This window comes from Bacillus yunxiaonensis (assembly GCF_037104695.1).
GTDB classification, from domain to species: domain Bacteria; phylum Bacillota; class Bacilli; order Bacillales; family Bacillaceae_G; genus Bacillus_A; species Bacillus_A yunxiaonensis.
In genome coordinates this window covers 117,408-135,773 of record NZ_JBAWSV010000007.1, presented here as the reverse complement: position 1 = coordinate 135,773, position 18,366 = coordinate 117,408, and the positions used below count along the sequence as shown (strand labels likewise).

Below are 18,366 nucleotides of genomic sequence, written 5' to 3'. Positions count from 1 at the left end.
ACTGATGGAAGTTGCTATTTAAAGGGAAAAATTCCCTTTAAATAGCTTGTTTTCCAATTGTGTTTTTAATATGATTAATACAGCTTGGTAACTAAGATGATAGAATCATAGAAAAAGATGTACTAGATTATAAAGTAGAGGTGAAACAATGCAACCATTAGAAAATCAAATTCATTCCAGCATGGTACGAGTATGGCAAATTAACTCGCTCATTACATCTGGAATCGGTCTTATTATTACAATAGCTTATTTTATATTTATGATGAAATTCGATTGGACAGGCTGGATATTCGGTGCGCTTGTAATAGGGCTTCTTGCATATGCACCGCTCGGTTATCTTGTATTTCCGAGTTTACGTCAGCGTTATCATAGCTATCAGTTAAATGAAGAAGAGATGGAAATTCAACATGGAATGTTCGTTGTTAAACGTGTATTAGTGCCGATGATTCGTATTCAACACGTAACGATTGAACAAGGTCCAATCATGCGCAAATTTGGGCTAACGGAATTAAAAGTATCTACAGCTGCAATGACGCACGGTATTCCGGGTCTAACAATGAGAGAAGCTGAACAATTAAAACGCCAAATTTCTGAACTGGCGAAGGTAAGTGATGAAGATGTATAAGAGACAGCATCCGATTACGATTTTATTTGAATTAAAATTAAGAGATTTGTTTCCAACGTTTATACTTCTCTTTAGTATGAAAGGTAAGTTTTCATTTTGGTATTTGCTTCCGGTTGGAGTTTTTGCGTTTACCATTCTTTCTACTATGATTGAATGGTATTACAAAGTATATTGGATTGAAAATAATACGCTACATATTAAACAGGGATTGTTTGTGAAAAAAGAAAGCTACTTAAATAAAGCGCGTGTGCAAACAATCAATACAAGTTCCAATGTGGTCTATCAATTGTTAGGTTTAACGAAATTAAAGATTGAAACGGCTGGTGGAGGTCATGAACCAGAGGTAAGCTTAGCAGGGATTACAAATGATGAGGCAAAGTATTTAATTTCACTTTTAAATGAAGAAGCGAAATTAGAAGAACAGGTAAAAGAAGACAACCATGCACAGACGAATGAAACAAACACAGCTGTTTATAAACTAACAATCAAAGAAATTCTTCTTGCCTCTGTTACATCAGGTCAGTTTGGATTATTATTTTCGTTTTTCTTCCTATTTGCCCAAGAGTTAAAAGACTATATTCCACAAAGTATAATCGATACAGTCGAAAAATATGTGAAAAATAGTGATATGTACGGCTGGATGTATATGGCCGCTACTTTAATTGTCTTGTCATGGATTATTTCAACATTTGCATATGCATTTAAACATGCGAATTTTACTGTTTATCGAAGAGGAGAGGAAATTCGTATTTCACAAGGTTTATTTGAGAAAAAGGAACTTGTGTTAAAGGTGCATCGAATCCAAGCCATTACAATTAAAGAGGCTTTGCTTCGACAACCGTTCGGTTATTGCTCTGTTCATGTAGAAGTGATTCAAAGCGTTGGAAAACATGAGATGAATGTTACGCTGCATCCCCTGATGAGAAAAAAGGATGTCGAGCAATTATTGGAGCACTTGCAATTACCATACAAATTAGAGGAGCATTTCACACATTTACCAAAAGCAGCAATGCGCCGCTACCTTGTTTATAGCTGGATGATTTGCATGATATTTGCAATACCAATTGCAGGAGCTAGCATATACTTTAAACGATATATAGGACTATTTGCATTGATTCCATTGTTTATGATTTTTACAGCTCTTGGATATGGGAAATTTAAAACAGGCGGATACGCGCTAGGGCCGAACCAGCTCACAATTGTATATCGTGGCATTGCTAAATATACAGGCCTAGTGAGAAAAAGACATATTCAATCGATGAAGAAAAGTCAGCATTACTTTCAACATAAAGATCAATTGTGTACGTATATGTTTGCGGTTGCATCATCAGGTGCGGGACGACATTATGAATTAAAGCATGTGAGATTAGAAGATGCGGATAAGATGCATAGTTGGTATAAACAAAAAGATGAAAAAATATTTGTAGACTGAAAAATAAAGTGAAAAAGAAGGTAATCACCTATTATATGTAGATGGTTATCTTCTTTTTTGTTTCCACAAATCATAAGGGTAAAAATGAAGACGAAATAGATATAGATTACTTGTTAGAAGGGTTAGGACATAAGCTGTGAAATAAGTTTCTTAAACAAATAAAGGGGTGTATACCATGCATAAAAACGAATATGAATGGGTCAGACAAACTCGAGCAGTACTTCTTGAATTTTGTAGAGAACTAGAACCAAATGACTTTACTCGCCAGATGGGGTTCGGTTGGCAAAGTGTTCGAGACACAATGGTACACGTAGCAGACTGTTATAACGCTTGGCTTGGTTCATTTGTTTTATTAAAAACGAAGAAGCCGCTCACTGCAAAAGAAGATCTGCAACAACTGGGTTTGAACGAAATAAAAGCACGCTTTGAACATGTAGATTCTCTTGTAAATGCAGTATTTGAAGTACTTGAACATCACATGGATGAGCCGATTCAGAGGGAGATTCCTTGGAGAGAAGAAGGAGAAATGTTATCAATCACACCTGGTAAATTGTTAACGCATGTAATCACTCACGAATTCCATCACAAGGGACAGATTGTAGCTATGATACGCCAGATGGGGTATGAACCTCCAAACACAGATGTGTTAGGAACGAATGATTAGAGAGAATACATGTGGTGCTTCGTTTGTTGAAAACAGAAAGTAAAAAGCATGGCACCAACATATGTGAGGCTGTTTTTAAGCGGTCTTTTTTGTTTGTGATACAACAGAGCTAAAATATGTATTCTCCTTTGTTTTTTTCATCCTCTACTGATAGAAAGCATTTACCAATCGGGCACATGCCAGTAGTTATTCTTCACCTATCTTCTTCGCTTCTCTCTTAATTTTGAGGTGGGGTCTTACTGCCCGCGAATAGCGGGATAAAGTGAAACTGCCATCCGTGGTGGGGCTTCATCCTCCACGGATGGTTAGTTGAACCAATCGGGCTTTTACGGGCAGTTTATCTCCCACCTAACTTCTTTGCGTTCACCGAATTTTGAGGCGGGAGTATTACTGCCCGTTAATGCGGGATAAATTGGATAGAATTAGAAAGAGATGTAAGCAGAAAGAGAGGCTTGCATCTTTTTTTATTTTCTATCAAACCAATCAAACCTTTCTATCGTTACCTTACATATAAATAAAAAATTAGAGGAGGAGTCAGTATGAAAGCCTGGCAATGTGTTGTGTCCATATTAGCGAGTGTATTTTTATTAACAGCATGTAATAGCGATAAGAAAGAAGAGGCTCAAAGTAAGAAATCAAGTGGAGAAAACGCGATTGAAGTTAGTAGTAAGAAAGACGAATCTCCTAGTTTACAATTATTAGAGAACGATAAGGTTGGAAAATACTTAGCAGATTCAAATGGAAAGACACTCTATTATTTTACAAAAGACACAGCTAAGGTAAGTAATTGTAGTGGTGAATGTGTAAAACTTTGGCCGCCATTTGTTGCAAAAGATTTTGAAGTGCCAAAAGGGTTTGATAAAAAAGACTTTGCTGCGATAACAAGAGAAGATACGAAAGAACAACAAGTAACGTATAAAGGCTATCCCCTTTACTATTTTGCGAATGATAAATCAAAAGGAGATATAAATGGACAAGGGGTTAAAGATATATGGTTTGTGCTGAATAGTGAAACCACATTTAAACAGTGATAAAGTGAAACTTCCATCAGTGGGGGCTTCGGAATCAATATTCTGTTAAAAGGAACGACCAGCGTTGTTGGTGGTTCCTATTTTTCTTCCTGAATTATATAATTAAATAAATTACGAATTATCAGAAATAAATGAAAAAACAGGGAGTGCAGGTGAGAATGAAAGAAAAAAATGATTATGAGCTAATGCAATTAGTACAAAGGAACTATCGTCCTGCATTAGAAGAACTATATGAACGATATATTAAGCTGATATATAGTTTCACTTTTAAATTTTTCCAAGGAAATGAAGAGCAAACAAAAGAAGTCGTTCAATTAGTGTTCTTAAAACTTTGGACAACGAAAAGTATGTATAATCCTTCAAAAGGTGAGTTCGTAAATTGGTTACTTACGATTACGAGGAATATATGTATTGATTATGTCCGAAAAGAAAATAAAGAACTTACGTATAGGAAGTTTGATGATGCTGAAAAACCTATGCATATAGCAGATTCAAAGAATGAAATTGAGAAAAGACTACACAGTGTTGAAATTCAAAAGGCAAAGCAGAATTTGTCTACGTCTCAAAAAAGATTAATCGACTTATTATATTGGAAAGGTTATTCCCTTAGTGAGATTGCTAAAATGGAAGATGAACCATTGGGAACTACGAAAAGTCGTCTTCATCAATCTTTAAAGCAATTAAAAAAATATCTAGATTAGAGGGGATAGTATGGAGAGAGAATGTGAGCATTTATTATCTTACGTTACGAATACATTTGATGATAGAGAGCAAAGAAAGTTTCAAGAACATGTAAAGGCATGCCCGAAATGTCAAGCTGAGTATCCATCAATGCAGGCAGCTTGGGAAGCGCTGCATTTCGACTTTGAGGAGAAAGAAGTACCAGAAACATTAAAAGCTGAAGTGTTTGATTTTGTATTTGCACACGAACAAACGAATGAAGATAACAGAGTAACAACGAAGTGGAAAGAATGGACGGCTTTACTAAAAAAACAATTTACACCGTTAACAACAGTATTACTAGTAACAATGTTAGTGATCACAGTGGCATTAACAATCGAAAATTCGCAATTAAAAATACAACCTTTAGTGAAGCATGAATTGAACGGTAATCCAATTGAAGTAATTTCTACTCGTCCATTAGTATCAACCGATCAAAACCATGAAAATACAAAGGGGTATATGTTTGTTATACAACAAGGAGATAAAAAAAAATTAGTTGTACAAGCTGATCATTTGCCACAAGTAAAAAATGCAGAAGTGTATCAAGTTTGGTTATTAAAAGATGGAGAAAGAAAAAACGCTGGAATATTTAAACCAGATGAAACTGGTTCAGGACTTCTGACATATGAAATTTCACAAAAACAGTCCTTTGATAACATTGGTATTACACTTGAACCAGATTCGAATAGTACGAAACCTCTTGGTAAAAAGATACTAGGAACGTAACACGTACATTACGGTGAATTTAATTTTCTTATGAAGTGAAACTTCAATCAGTGAGGGATGAAGAAAACCCCCATTGATGGAAGTTTCATTTTATTTTTCTTCGATATGCCAAGACCTGTAAAAAACTTCGAAGATTATACATAAAGGGTATGTTTTTTCAAATAATAAACGTACCATCATTTGGAAAGAAGGGTGAGGCGTGAAGAATACAAAGATGTTTCTCATTGGCTTTGTTTCAATTTTTATATTTGCAATTGTTCTATATAAACTGATTGTATTTGCTGGTGGTTATATGATGGATGAAAAACGTCTTGTATTTCACTCTTCATCACGTATCGTTAATCAGCAAGGTAAAGAAATCACGAAGCTTTACGTGGAAAATCGGGAATTGGTACATATTGAAGATATCCCCACATTTGTTCAACAATCGTTTTTAGCTGTTGAAGATTCACGTTTTTATAAACATCATGGTGTTGATTTTTCTTCTATTATACGAGCACTTTATAAAGATGTTTTAGCTGGAGAGAAAGTAGAAGGCGGGAGTACGATTACACAGCAGCTTGTGAAAAATGTCTTTTTGTCACATGAAAAAACGTGGTTCCGTAAGATGAAGGAAGTTGCCATTTCGTTTCACTTGGAGCAGAAATATACGAAGCAGCAGATTTTAGAAATGTATTTAAATCATATTTATTTTGGGCACGGGGCCTATGGCATTCAAGCAGCTGCAAAATTTTATTTTAATAAAGACGCGCAGCAGTTAACGGTCGAAGAAGGGGCGATGCTTGCTGCTCTTCCGAAAGCGCCGAATAGCTATTCTCCGTTTTTGCATCCTGAAAAAAGTAAGGAGCGCCGGGATTTAATTTTATCATTAATGCATAAACAAGGATATTTATCGGCAGAAGAAACGGTTCGTTATCAAGGAAAAACGATTGCCCTTCATACAAATCGAAATGAACAGGAGCTTGCTTATATGCCATATATCGATATGGTAGTCGATGAAGCAGCTCGTACGTATGGATTATCTCATCAAGAAGTATTGCGCGGAGGATATACATTTGTTGTTGCGATGGATGACAAAATGCAAAAGGTAGCGTATGAACAATTGCAAAATGTCCGTAATTTTCCAATGCAAGACGATGAGATGCAAGGTGCTGTTCTCTTAATGGATAGTAAAACAGGCGGAATAAGAGCCGCAGTTGGAGGAAGGCATTACATAGCACGCGGGTTAAATCGAATTTACGCAAAGCGTCAGCCAGGATCTGTCTTAAAGCCGCTTCTCGTATTTGCACCAGCACTGGAAACGAAAAAATATACACCGTATTCTTTATTAACAAATGAACAAGGTTCCTTTGATGGCTATGAACCGCGTAATTACAATGATCAATATTCAAAAGAAGTAACGATGTATGATGCGCTACTAGAATCGGCAAATGTCCCAGCTGTCTCTCTTCTGCATGAAATTGGGGTTGAAGAAGGAAAGCGATATTTAGAAAAAGGGGATATTTATATTCCTGAACATGGTCTTAGTACTGCGCTTGGCGGTTTAAAAGAAGGTGTTTCACCATTTGAACTCGTGAAAATGTATCGTGCATTTGGGGCGGGTGGAAAAATCGTTGAACCGCATGTCATTGAGAAGGTGTTGAACCGACACGGAGAAATGATTGGACAAGCAACAGGCAAAGAAATAAAAATTTTTTCTAAGCAAACTGCTTGGTATATGACAAAAATGCTTGAAGGTGTTGTGAAAGAAGGAACTGCACAAGATGGTGTATATAAAGGAGCACTTGCTGGGAAAACTGGAACAACTTCTTTGCCAAATCAAGAGGACGGAGCAAGAGATGTTTGGTTTGTTGGTTATACACCAAATTTAGTTGGAGCTGTTTGGATGGGATATGACCGCACTGATGACAAACATTATGTGCGAGGGAGCAGTGCCTATCCAACAAAACTATTTAAAACAATTTTAGCAAAAGTAAATGTACAAGATGAAAAGAAATTTGCACAGCCACGTGGTGTTGAAACAATTGGGATGCCGATTCGCTTAAGCAAAGTGGATGGTTTAGAAGCTAAGTTAACGTTTACCCCGCTTGGTTTGTTTACAGCGAAACTAACATGGAATCAACTTCCTGATAAGAGAGTTCAATATCGAATTTACAAAATAGACAATGGGAAAGCCAATCATATAGATACAGTAACGGGAAAAGGTGAATATGAAGTAAAGTTTATGAACGTTTTTAAAGTACCTCATTTTTATGTTGTACCATTTAATCCGCAAACGAATCGAGAAGGAGAAAAAACAAAAGAGGTTAAGCCGTAAATTCAGCTTGTGCTATAATGAAAATGTTCCGAAAAAAGAAGGGATATAGACATATTTTTGTGTCAATTTCATGAACATCGTACATAATGTTGTACATTTTGTTTTTACAGATTTATATTAAGAAAAGATAAAGTGAAACTTCCCTTAGTAGGGGGGTTACTGCCCTCGAATAGCGGGATAAAAAAGGATAGGGTTCGTTAGCTGCATTAGAAAAGAAGGGGGAACAAGATTTTGGTACGACAAATCAATGAAACATTTTTACAAGCATGTAGAGGAGAGCGCACGGATTATGTACCAGCATGGTATATGCGCCAAGCGGGTCGTTCTCAGCCGGAATACAGAAAGATTAAAGAAAAGTATTCTTTGTTTGAAATTACACATCAGCCAGAGCTTTGTGCTTATGTAACGAAGCTGCCTGTTGATCAATATAACGTTGACGCTGCTATTTTATATAAAGATATTATGTCACCGCTTCCAGCGATTGGTGTGGATGTAGAGATTAAATCAGGAATTGGGCCTGTGATTGATAATCCTATTCAATCGCTGCAAGATGTAGAAAAATTAGGAGAAATTCATCCTGAAGATGACGTTCCATATGTATTAGATACGATTCGCTTATTAACAACGGAAATGCTTGATGTTCCGCTAATCGGATTTTCAGGAGCACCGTTTACATTAGCAAGTTATATGATTGAAGGCGGGCCGTCTCGCAATTATCATAAAACGAAAGCGTTTATGTATGCAGAGCCAAAAGCGTGGTTTGCGCTAATGGAAAAGCTTGCAGATATGACGATTACGTATTTAAAAGCGCAAATTAATGCTGGTGCAAAAGCAGTCCAAATTTTCGATTCTTGGGTTGGTACAGTAAATGTTGCGGATTACCGCTTATATATTAAACCAGCAATGGAGCGTATTTTCACAGAACTTCGTTCTATGAATGTACCGCTTATTATGCATGGCGTTGGAGCGAGTCATTTAGTAAATGAATGGCATGACTTGCCGCTTGATGTTGTAGGTCTGGACTGGCGCCTGCCGATTGAAGAAGCGCGTGCTCGCGGTATTCAAAAGGCTGTGCAAGGAAATTTAGATCCATCTATTTTACTTGCACCGTGGGATGTAATTGAAACGCATGTAAAAGCGATTTTAGATCAAGGAATGAAACAGCCGGGATACGTATTTAACTTAGGGCATGGTGTATTCCCAGAGGTAAATCCAGAGACGTTAAAACGTATGACTGCATTCATACACGACTATTCAAGAGAACAGTTGGCGAAGTAAAGGAGAAGCCCGCATGAAAAAGAAAATCGGTTTACTTGTGATGGCATATGGAACGCCTTATAAAGAAGAAGATATTGAACGTTACTATACACATATTCGCAGAGGAAGAAAGCCAAGTACTGAAAGTTTAGAAGAACTAACAGAACGCTACCGAGCAATCGGCGGCATTTCTCCTCTCGCAAAGATTACGCTTGAGCAAGCAACAAAGTTAGAAGCGTATTTAAATGAAATGCAAGACGAAGTAGAGTTTAAAATGTATCTCGGTTTAAAACATATTGAGCCGTTTATCGAAGATGCTGTGAAGAATATGCACGAAGATGGAATTACAGATGCAATTGCCCTTGTTCTTGCACCGCATTATTCTACTTTCAGCGTAAAATCCTATGTAGGAAGAGCGCAAGAAGAAGCAGAAAAGCTTGGCGGCTTGCAAATTCACGGTATTGATAGTTGGTATAAAGAACCGAAATTTATCGATTACTGGGTTAACCAAGTGAAAGCAACATATGAAACAATGACAGCTGACGAGCGTGAAAAAGCTGTTCTTATCGTATCAGCACATAGCTTGCCAGAGAAAATCATTGCGCTTGGTGATCCATATCCAGAACAATTAAATGAAACGGCTGATTATATTGCGCGCGGAGCTGAAGTGGAGAATTATGCAGTAGGCTGGCAAAGTGCCGGTAATACACCAGATCCATGGATTGGACCAGACGTGCAGGATTTAACACGTGAATTGCATGAGAAACATGGATACACTTCTTTTGTATATGCACCTGTTGGATTTGTTGCAGATCATTTAGAAGTACTGTATGACAATGATATTGAATGTAAAATTGTAACAGAAGAAATAAATGCAAATTATTATCGCCCAGAGATGCCAAATGCAAGTGCTGCATTTATTGCTTGTTTAGCAGATGTTGTTATGAAAAAGTGGAGTGCAGTTTCATAAAGCGAGGAAGGAGGAAGCAGACTTGAAAAAGAAGGTAGTGATTATAGGCGGTGGTATTTCCGGCTTAACAACAGCCTATTATTTACAAAAAGAAATTCGTGAACAAGGGCTGCCGATTGATACGATGCTTATTGAAGCATCTGGAAGGCTCGGAGGAAAAATTCAAACATTGCAAAAAGACGGATTTACAATTGAACGTGGTCCAGATTCGTTCTTAGAGCGAAAAGAGAGTGCAGCAAGGTTAGCGCAGGAATTAAATCTTGGCGATGAACTTGTCAATAATGCAACAGGAAAATCGTTTGTCCTTGTAAATAACCGTTTGCATGGCATTCCAAGCGGTTCGATGATGGGGATTCCAACGCAAATTAAACCATTTGTATTTTCTGGGTTGTTTTCTCCTATCGGCAAGGTGCGAGCAAGCTTTGATTTTGTGCTTCCTCGTTCTAAGCCAATATCGGATCAGTCACTCGGTCACTTTTTCCGTCGCCGTTTAGGAAATGAAGTGGTTGAAAATTTAATTGAGCCCTTGTTATCAGGTATTTATGCTGGGGATATTGATCAGATGAGTTTAATGGCGACGTTCCCGCAGTTCTATCAAGTAGAACAAAAATATCGCAGCATTTCACTTGGTATGCGTACATTAGCACCGAAAGCGACAAAGGATGCAAAAGCAAAAGGAATCTTTTTAACGTTAAAAACAGGATTGCAATCCGTTGTAGATGCAATTGAAGAACGATTAGAAGATGATACGGTCATGAAAGGAACGCGCGTTGAAAAAATTACAAAAATTGATGATCGTTATAGCATCATACTTAGCAACGGTAAAGAAATAGAAGCAGATGCTATTGTTATGGCTGCATCTCATAAATTGCTGCCAACGATGTTTGCTCAATATAAACAGTTCCGCTTTTTCCGTAACGTTCCATCTACGTCAGTTGCGAATGTAGCGTTAGCGTTCCCGGAAGAAGCAATTCAGCGTGATATTGAAGGAACAGGATTTGTGGTCTCTCGTAATAGTGATTTTACAATTACAGCATGTACATGGACGCATAAAAAATGGCCGCATACAACGCCGGAAGGAAAGGTATTGTTACGTTGTTATGTTGGGCGCCCTGGCGATGAAGCGATTGTAGATCAAACAGATGAAGAAATCATTCGTGTCGTGCTAGAAGATTTACAAAAGACAATGGATATAACAGCTGAGCCAGAGTTTGCTGTTGTCAGCCGCTGGAAAGATGCGATGCCTCAATATACGGTTGGTCATAAAGAGCGCATGGAAGATATAAAACATTTCATGAACGAAGAATTACCTGGTATTTATTTAGCAGGCTGCTCTTATGCTGGCACTGGATTACCAGATTGTATTGATCAAGGCGAAGCAGCGGTAAAATATGTATTATCTTATTTAGAACAAACGAAACAAAAAGAGTTAATAGCGCAATAACAGGAGCATCCCTATTCATTAGGGATGCTTTTTGCATGATAGTGTTCTCTTTCATAATCAAGTGGTTGTTGTGTTGGCTTGTCATTTATCGTAATAGAAGGTAATAAGCTAAAATCTAAGGAAAATCCTTTTTTCTCCATGATATAGTCAGAAACGAAAGCGAATATAGTGAAAAAGGCATATATCATAATCAAAATCATATGGGATTACTCCTTTACATTCTTTTTACAATTAGTATAAGAAAATCACTTCTCAAAAGACTCCGTAGAAAGTAGCAAACCCTAATCATCAAATAGTCATAGGAAGGAAGAATAGATTCCCACTAAAGTAGGAGGTTAATTTTTTGTAAATTCCCGCAATTATAATGTTCTTTGTAAAGAACTTTGATATGATAGAACATGTTAGGGAATAGGACAAATATTTAGGGGGAGGATTTTGTTGAAAAAGCTAGCAATCATCTTTTTTTCACTCGTATTTGCTGTGTTAGTATCAGATATTGTAGCGAAGGCTGAACAGGAACAAGTATTAACTGTTGATGAAGCAATTCAATTGTTTCAGCAGCAAGGGAAAAAACAAGCAGTTGTAGAGGGGTATATTGTTGGATATACACAAAATCCAGGTAAATATACGAAAGATCCAGCGAAATTTGGAGATACAAATGTTGCAATCGCCGCTTCTCCAAATGAAATAAACGCGAATAAAATTATGCCGGTTCAGCTTCCAATAGGTGAAGTTCGTAAAGCGGTTAATGTGAAAGATCACCCGGAAAATCTGGGGAAAAAGGTGCGTTTAACAGGTACGTTAGATACTTATTTTAGCAGCCCAGGGTTAAAGTCTGTTACTGCCTATGCGTTTCAAGATAAAGAAACTCAGAAGGTAAGTGATGTTATTGCCAATCCAAATGGGGGCGAAGTTGAAAAAGGAACAGCTGTAACATTAACAACAGCAACAGAAGGTGCGACCATTTATTACACATTAGATGGATCGAATCCAACATCTCAAAGTATTCGTTATAATGAACGAATCGTACTTAATGAAAATAGTGTAATTAAAGCGATTGCGGTGAAAGAGGGATCTGAAGATTCACGCATTGCAACATTCTCGTTTACGATTGTGAAAAATGATCCTATTCATATTCACGATATTCAAGGGAAATCGCACGTTTCTGCTTATGATGGAAAAGATGTAAAGGCAGTTACAGGTATTGTTACACAACTAGATAAGTATGGATTTTATATGCAAGATCCGCAGCCTGATGAAGACCCAGCTACTTCAGAAGGAATTTATGTCTATAAAAAAGATGGGGGCGTAAAAGTAGGTGATCTCGTTTCTGTAGATGGACAAGTTCAGGAATTTATCGGACCAGGATATGCAGAACGTTTTGAGACAGATTTATCGATTACAGAAATTAAAGCAAAGCAAGTTACAATTAAAGCGAGTAATCAAAAATTACCAGAAGCAGTTGTACTAGGAGAAAATGGGGTGAAAATACCAGATCAAGTTATTGATAATGATGGATTCGGTATTTTTGATCCAGCAGAAGATGCAATTGATTTTTATGAAAGTTTAGAAGGAATGCTTGTAACACTGCCGCAGCCAAAAGTGATTGCACCGCAAAAAAACGGCAATTTATATGTAACGATTGCGAATGGCAGTCAGAAAGTAACAACAAAATTCGGGACGCCGCTTTTGCAAGCTGATAATTTAAATCCAGAGCGCCTTTCTATTAAAGTAGCACGTAATTATGTAGCAAAAGCAGGAGATCAGCTCCTCGGGGATGTAACAGGTATAGTTGGTTATGATTACGGAAGTTATCGTATTGCTCCAATCGGAGATCTTCCAGCGCTGCAAGATGGTGGATTTAAACAACTTGGTGCAAATATTCAACCGCGCTTAGATAAATTAACAATTGCAACATATAACATTGAAAACTTCTCAGCAAATATAAAAGAAACATCCGATGAAAAAGTAAGACGTCTTGCTTACGCAATTAAATACAACTTAAAAATGCCTGATATTATTGGTGTTCAAGAAATGCAAGATAACAATGGAACAATAAATGATGGTGCAACAGATGCGTCACTGAGTGCAAAGCGTTTAATTGATGCGATTCAGGCAATCCAAGGACCAAAGTATGAGTATGTAGAGATTGCACCAGAAAATAATAAAGATGGCGGTGCGCCAGGAGCGAATATTCGCGTTGGTTTCTTCTATAATTCATCTCGTGTGAAATTAGCACAAAAGCCTGTTTTACTTGAGAAAAACGTTGTACGAATTGGAGAAAATAATGCATTATTTGACGATACACGTAAACCGTTAGCTGCTGAATTTACATTCCAAGGGCAAAACATCGTTGTTATTTCCAATCATTTAAACTCTAAATTAGGCGATGCACCGCCGTTTGGAAAAATTCAGCCGCTTGTACTAAAAAGTGAAGAAAAACGCGTGCAGCTTGCTGAGGAAGTCAATGGTTTTGTAAAAGGTATTCAGGAGCGACATGCAAATGCACCGGTTGTTGTTGTCGGTGATATGAATGACTTTGAATTTTCAAAACCAATGCAAGCATTAAAAGGCGGCATTATGAAAGAAATGCTTGAAACAGTTCCGCAAGAAAATCGTTATACGTATATTCATGAAGGAAATGCACAAGTGTTAGATCATATTTTCGTAACAAATAACATTGCACCGCACACAATTGTTGATCCAGTTCATTTAAATACAAATGTCATGGAAGAGGATGGACGCATGAGCGATCATGATCCGGTACTTGCACAAATTGAGTTAAAGAAAGCTTCATAAGTGAAAGATAAAGCGAAACTTCCATTAGTGGTGGTCTTACTGCCCGTTCATACGGGATAAAACACACTCGTCTGTCGTACAGACGAGTGTGTTTGTTTACTTTTGTTATTTTTTGATACAATGAGAGATAATGAATTTTATTTTTTTAGGAGTAATGTTGAATTTCCGTTAAAAATAAAACTTGAAAACATTGGAAAGATATGATAATATCATATTCGTACTGATTGACTGAAATGTTCATTTAGTCATTATTGGGGGGACAACATGGCAATTGATCGAAAACGAGCAATTATTGAAGCTGCAACAAAATCTTTTTCCGCTTTTGGTTATAAAGCAACAACAATGGATCAAGTTGCAAAACTTGCAAATGTTGGAAAAGGGACGATTTATACGTTTTTTAAAAATAAGGAAGAGCTGTTTGGTGAAATCATTTCAAATTTAATTACCGAAATGAAGCAAGTCGCAGAAACGGCAATTGATTCGAATGTATCATTTTTTGAAAATGTACATCGTGCCTTATATAGCATTTTAGAATTTCGTAAAGAACATCAGCTTACGATTAAGCTCATTCAGGAAGAGCGAGATATGGGCACAAAAGAAGTGCAAGATGTTATGAGGCAATTGGATTCTGAAATTATTACATTTATTAAATCTCGTCTTGAAGTTGCAATTGCAAAAGGTGAAATTATGGAATGTGATCCAGAAATTACCGCATTTATCATGCTTCGTCTGTATGTATCGCTTATTTCTGACTGGGAAAAGTATCACGAACCGTTAGAAAAAGAGCATATCGCTGAACTTTTTGAATTATATTTATTAAAGGGATTGTCAAAATGAGATAATCCTCTTATTATTATAAAATATGACCAAATGAATGGTTCAGTCATAAATTGGTGAGGGTGGAATTGTAAGAAGATAGTAACACATACGAGAAGATGAATTGGTCGTTATTTTCTTCTTTTTTTTGCAAAAAATGACTAAATGAACAAAGTGGTCAAGTATTTAAGAGGAGAGTGAAACAATGAGAGGATTTAAACTGCTTGGAAAAGAGTTTGCTACGATTATCAAAAGCAAAAAAATCTTAATTCCAATTATTGCAGTATTATTTATTCCAGTATTGTACGCTGGTATGTTCTTATGGGCGTTTTGGGATCCATATGGCCAATTGAAAGATTTACCAGTTGCAGTCGTAAATATGGATGAAGGTGCAGTATATAATGGAAAACCGATTGAAGCTGGTAAAGACTTTGTTAAGAATTTAAAAGAAAAAGAAGGCTTCAAATGGGAGTTTGTCAGCGAAGAAAAAGCTAAAAAAGGGATGGACGATCGGAAATATTATATGACGATCCGTATTCCAAAAGACTTCTCTCAAAATACAACAACACTGCTCGATGCAAACCCTAAAAAATCAAAATTAGAGTACATTCCAAATGAAAGCTTAAACTTCTTATCTTCACAAATTGGCGCATCAGCCATGGAAAAAATTAAAGGTGAAGTATCAGAAACGGTAACGAAAACGTATACTGAGACAATGTTTGATTCATTAAAAGATGTTTCGAAAGGTTTCGCCGATGCAAGCGAGGGAGCAGGTAAGCTTCATGACGGTACGAATCAATTAAAAGACGGCTCACAGCAAATCACAAATGGGTTAGGTGAGTTATCTAAGAAAGCGAATGATGGATTGAACCAATTAGCAGGTGGTTCTAATCAAATCACAAATGGGTTAGGTGAGTTAAATAGTAAAGTAAGTAGTATGCCAGATGGAGTGAATCAGTTATTAGGTGGTTCACAAAAAATTACAGGTGGTTTAAATGAACTAATTAATCCTAAAGGAGAACTGCAATTAAATTTAGGTAAGTTATTGAATGGTTCACAACAAATTACAAATGGATTAAATCAGTTTAGTGATCCGCAAGGTGACTATCAATCTGGATTAAAAGCAGCTCAAAAAGGTGCACAAGGGATAAGCGCAGGAGCTTCTGGACTTTCACAAGGGGTATCTGAATGGAAGAAACAAGCAGATACACTAAGTGATGTTGCGCAGCAGACAGCTGGAGGGGCTCAACAAGTTTCAAAAGGCTTAGCGGATTTAAATGAAAAAATTAAAAATTTACCAGAAGAATATAGAAATCAATTACAGCCTGCTGTTCAAGGAATAATGGAAGGCAGTCAACAAGTTTCTAAAGGTACAGCAGGAGTTGCTCAAGGCGTACAAGGGCTAGCTGGAGAAAAAGGGGCTGGAAAAATTGAAGCCGGAGCAACAGAACTTGCAAGTGGAGCTGGCAAGTTAAATGATGGAATAAGTCAGTTGTCGGAAAAATCAATAGCTGGCTTAAATCAATTGGCAACTGGCTCAGGGCAAATAACAGGAGGACTAGGCCAGTTAGCAGATTCAAAAGGAAAATTCCAAACTGGTTTAAGTCAATTAGCAACTGGCTCAGGACAAATAACAGGCGGTTTAAATACCTTAGCAGAGAGTGCGGGTCCATTAGCAAGTGGAGTAAGTGCTTTACTTGATGGTTCACAAAAAATCTCAGGTGGTTTAGGTCAATTCGTAGATCCAAAAGGAGATTTCCAAAGTGGTTTAACTCGTTTACAAGACGGTTCTGGTCAAGTAACGAGTGGATTAGGTGAAGCGAACGACGGTTCAAAAGAACTTGCAACAAAACTTGGCGAAGGTGCTGAGAAAACAAGCGAAACAAAAGGTACTGATAAGACATACGATATGTTTTCTAGTCCAGTAAAAGTGAAAACTGAGAAAGTAGCAGAAGTTCCAAACTACGGAACAGGCTTTACACCGTACTTCTTATCTCTTGGTTTATTCGTTGGGGCACTGTTATTATCTATCGTGTTCCCATTACGCGAAACAGTTGGTATACCGAAATCAGGATTTAGCTGGTTTATTAGTAAGTTTGGTGTACTTTTAGCTGTTGGGGTAATTCAAGCACTTATTGCAGATGCGATATTACTGCTTGGGTTAGGTGTTGAAGTACAAAGTGTTCCATACTTCGTATTGTTTAGTATTATTACAAGCTTAACATTTATTGCTTTAGTTCAATTCTTAGTAACAGCTCTCAGCGATGCAGGACGTTTTGTGGCGATCTTGACATTGATTATACAGTTAACAACAAGTGCTGGTACATTCCCGCTTGAATTAATTCCAAAACCATTGCAAGTGTTTAACGCATGGTTCCCAATGACATATTCTGTAGCAGGATTTAAAGCGGTTATTTCAAGTGGAGATTACAGCTTTATGTGGCACAATACAGGTATTTTAATAGGCTTTATTGTTCTATTATCACTTGGAACAATTGGAGTATTAACTTGGATGCATAAACGTCAATTCGGAAAATTTGCGGAAGCAGAATAATTGATATATCCTAAAGGCATTAGCCTTTAGGATTTTTTTATTTTATTATGCTATTTTTTTCTTTTTCCGAAAACGATGTACACCATAACTAACAAGGATAAGCGTAAAAATGACCCAAGCAAATGGTGCATATTTTTCGAAGAGTGTTTTCATTTTCATATTCTTTGTGATTTCTTCTTTTGTTTTACCTATTAAAATTTCAGAACCATTATAGCCTTCAAGGTTGTTTCCTTTTTTTACTCCAAAAATTAGAGCTTCCGTGTTATTTTCAATTCCGTGATAGCGGTATCCTTTACTATGTATTGTTAATTGTGTATCGTCTTTTTTTAAGGTGTAGTCCTCAGTTGTAGTAATGTCTTTTGAAGAAAGTGGAATAGGCTCGATTGCCAATCGAATTTCTTTTTCGTTTAAAGCAGGAAGTGATTCACCATTTACAGAAAGGTGCGCTGGAATATGTTTTTCGGTATCCATGCTTTTCCAACTTAATTTTTTTCTTCTATAAGACTTTTTTTCGAGTAAAGCAAATTCTTTATTTACTTTTGTTTCATCTGCAGCTGGCCGTTCAGTCGTTATGTTTCCTTTTAATAGAATCACACCATCTTTTGCTGTTTGAAAAGAGGTTACTTCTTTTGTTTCTCTTAGCTTGTTTACAGCGTCGTTATAATGTTCCTTTCCAAACAGTGAAGAGATTGTTTGTACAGTTAAGAATATGTATAAGATTGCTAGTGCGATGATGCCCTTTTTCACGATTGTTCCCCCTGAAAATAATTTGAATGTTTCCTATATCTATTATTTTACAGAAAAACATATATTAGGAACAATTCCGTATTATGACAGTATCCTTACGAAATTGTAAGGTTGAGTTTTCGATGTGTGGGAATGCGAATTATATAAATATATAGGTGCTTTGTCAGTAGAAAGGTATATATAACTTTTATTTTTCAACGTAGGAGACTAGAATAAAAACAGATGATATGATTAACAATCGTATATGAAGATGGAGATGAA

The 18,366-nt window shown here is 36.8% G+C and carries 14 protein-coding genes and 1 pseudogene; 13 read left to right on the top strand and 2 right to left on the bottom strand.

From position 1 onward, the window contains the following. Window positions 1-148: 148 nt before the first annotated feature. From WAX78_RS19235 to hemY, 10 genes are all read left to right on the top strand, one after another. Window positions 149-625 carry a PH domain-containing protein gene (locus tag WAX78_RS19235; protein WP_336483610.1) on the top strand — a complete coding sequence of 159 codons (477 nt, stop codon included), beginning with the start codon at window positions 149-151 and terminating at the stop codon, window positions 623-625. Beyond that, on the top strand, window positions 618-2,057 hold the full coding sequence (locus tag WAX78_RS19230; RefSeq protein ID WP_336483739.1) for a PH domain-containing protein: 1,440 nt from the start codon (window positions 618-620) through the stop codon (window positions 2,055-2,057). The genes WAX78_RS19235 and WAX78_RS19230 overlap by 8 nt, the downstream gene beginning before the upstream one ends. A gap of 175 nt (window positions 2,058-2,232) precedes the next feature. After that, window positions 2,233-2,721, top strand: a complete 489-nt coding sequence (locus WAX78_RS19225; protein WP_336483609.1) for a DinB family protein — start codon at window positions 2,233-2,235, stop codon at window positions 2,719-2,721. A 539-nt stretch (window positions 2,722-3,260) separates the two neighbouring features. Next, on the top strand, window positions 3,261-3,752 hold the full coding sequence (locus tag WAX78_RS19220) for a COG4315 family predicted lipoprotein (protein WP_336483608.1): 492 nt from the start codon (window positions 3,261-3,263) through the stop codon (window positions 3,750-3,752). Between the two features lie 158 nt (window positions 3,753-3,910). Then, window positions 3,911-4,453: an RNA polymerase sigma factor gene (locus tag WAX78_RS19215; protein WP_336483607.1), complete on the top strand. Its 543-nt coding sequence runs from the start codon at window positions 3,911-3,913 to the stop codon at window positions 4,451-4,453. A gap of 10 nt (window positions 4,454-4,463) precedes the next feature. Continuing rightward, a complete protein-coding gene (locus WAX78_RS19210) occupies window positions 4,464-5,201 on the top strand; it encodes an anti-sigma factor (protein ID WP_336483606.1) in 738 nt (245 codons plus the stop codon). 214 nt (window positions 5,202-5,415) lie between these two features. Continuing rightward, window positions 5,416-7,518 (top strand): transglycosylase domain-containing protein, encoded by a 2,103-nt coding sequence (locus WAX78_RS19205; RefSeq protein ID WP_336483738.1) that lies wholly within the window; start codon window positions 5,416-5,418, stop codon window positions 7,516-7,518. Window positions 7,519-7,749: 231 nt separating this feature from the next. Beyond that, window positions 7,750-8,796, top strand: coding sequence for a uroporphyrinogen decarboxylase (gene hemE / locus WAX78_RS19200; RefSeq protein WP_336483604.1), 1,047 nt, complete (start codon window positions 7,750-7,752; stop codon window positions 8,794-8,796). A gap of 13 nt (window positions 8,797-8,809) precedes the next feature. Beyond that, window positions 8,810-9,745: a ferrochelatase gene (gene hemH, locus WAX78_RS19195; RefSeq protein ID WP_336483603.1), complete on the top strand. Its 936-nt coding sequence runs from the start codon at window positions 8,810-8,812 to the stop codon at window positions 9,743-9,745. Window positions 9,746-9,767: 22 nt separating this feature from the next. Continuing rightward, window positions 9,768-11,189: a protoporphyrinogen oxidase gene (gene hemY / locus WAX78_RS19190; RefSeq protein ID WP_336483602.1), complete on the top strand. Its 1,422-nt coding sequence runs from the start codon at window positions 9,768-9,770 to the stop codon at window positions 11,187-11,189. An 11-nt stretch (window positions 11,190-11,200) separates the two neighbouring features. On the opposite strand, the gene WAX78_RS19185 is transcribed toward hemY, so the two are convergent. Beyond that, on the bottom strand, window positions 11,201-11,389 hold the full coding sequence (locus tag WAX78_RS19185) for a hypothetical protein (RefSeq protein WP_336483601.1): 189 nt from the start codon (window positions 11,387-11,389) through the stop codon (window positions 11,201-11,203). Between the two features lie 331 nt (window positions 11,390-11,720). On the opposite strand from WAX78_RS19185, the pseudogene WAX78_RS19180 reads away from it, so the two are divergent. The 3 genes and pseudogenes from WAX78_RS19180 to WAX78_RS19170 form a co-directional block, all read left to right on the top strand. After that, window positions 11,721-13,988: pseudogene (locus WAX78_RS19180) on the top strand (DUF6359 domain-containing protein); the annotation flags it as partial. Window positions 13,989-14,252: 264 nt separating this feature from the next. Beyond that, on the top strand, window positions 14,253-14,825 hold the full coding sequence (locus WAX78_RS19175; protein WP_336483600.1) for a TetR/AcrR family transcriptional regulator: 573 nt from the start codon (window positions 14,253-14,255) through the stop codon (window positions 14,823-14,825). A gap of 184 nt (window positions 14,826-15,009) precedes the next feature. After that, window positions 15,010-17,358: a YhgE/Pip domain-containing protein gene (locus tag WAX78_RS19170; RefSeq protein ID WP_336483599.1), complete on the top strand. Its 2,349-nt coding sequence runs from the start codon at window positions 15,010-15,012 to the stop codon at window positions 17,356-17,358. Between the two features lie 45 nt (window positions 17,359-17,403). Here the strand turns inward: WAX78_RS19170 and WAX78_RS19165 are convergent, their stop codons facing one another. Next, window positions 17,404-18,105, bottom strand: a complete 702-nt coding sequence (locus WAX78_RS19165; RefSeq protein ID WP_336483598.1) for a hypothetical protein — start codon at window positions 18,103-18,105, stop codon at window positions 17,404-17,406. Between the last annotated feature and the right edge of the window lie 261 nt (window positions 18,106-18,366).

What these genes read in the sequence shown, in the direction of transcription:
- WAX78_RS19235 (WP_336483610.1), top strand. Translation starts at nt 149, where the DNA reads ATGCAACCATTAGAAAATCAAATTCATTCCAGCATGGTACGAGTATGG.
- WAX78_RS19230 (WP_336483739.1), top strand. Translation starts at nt 618, where the DNA reads ATGTATAAGAGACAGCATCCGATTACGATTTTATTTGAATTAAAATTA.
- WAX78_RS19225 (WP_336483609.1), top strand. Translation starts at nt 2,233, where the DNA reads ATGCATAAAAACGAATATGAATGGGTCAGACAAACTCGAGCAGTACTT.
- WAX78_RS19220 (WP_336483608.1), top strand. Translation starts at nt 3,261, where the DNA reads ATGAAAGCCTGGCAATGTGTTGTGTCCATATTAGCGAGTGTATTTTTA.
- WAX78_RS19215 (WP_336483607.1), top strand. Translation starts at nt 3,911, where the DNA reads ATGAAAGAAAAAAATGATTATGAGCTAATGCAATTAGTACAAAGGAAC.
- WAX78_RS19210 (WP_336483606.1), top strand. Translation starts at nt 4,464, where the DNA reads ATGGAGAGAGAATGTGAGCATTTATTATCTTACGTTACGAATACATTT.
- WAX78_RS19205 (WP_336483738.1), top strand. Translation starts at nt 5,416, where the DNA reads ATGTTTCTCATTGGCTTTGTTTCAATTTTTATATTTGCAATTGTTCTA.
- hemH (WP_336483603.1), top strand. Translation starts at nt 8,810, where the DNA reads ATGAAAAAGAAAATCGGTTTACTTGTGATGGCATATGGAACGCCTTAT.
- WAX78_RS19185 (WP_336483601.1), bottom strand. Translation starts at nt 11,389, where the DNA reads ATGATTTTGATTATGATATATGCCTTTTTCACTATATTCGCTTTCGTT.
- WAX78_RS19175 (WP_336483600.1), top strand. Translation starts at nt 14,253, where the DNA reads ATGGCAATTGATCGAAAACGAGCAATTATTGAAGCTGCAACAAAATCT.
- WAX78_RS19170 (WP_336483599.1), top strand. Translation starts at nt 15,010, where the DNA reads ATGAGAGGATTTAAACTGCTTGGAAAAGAGTTTGCTACGATTATCAAA.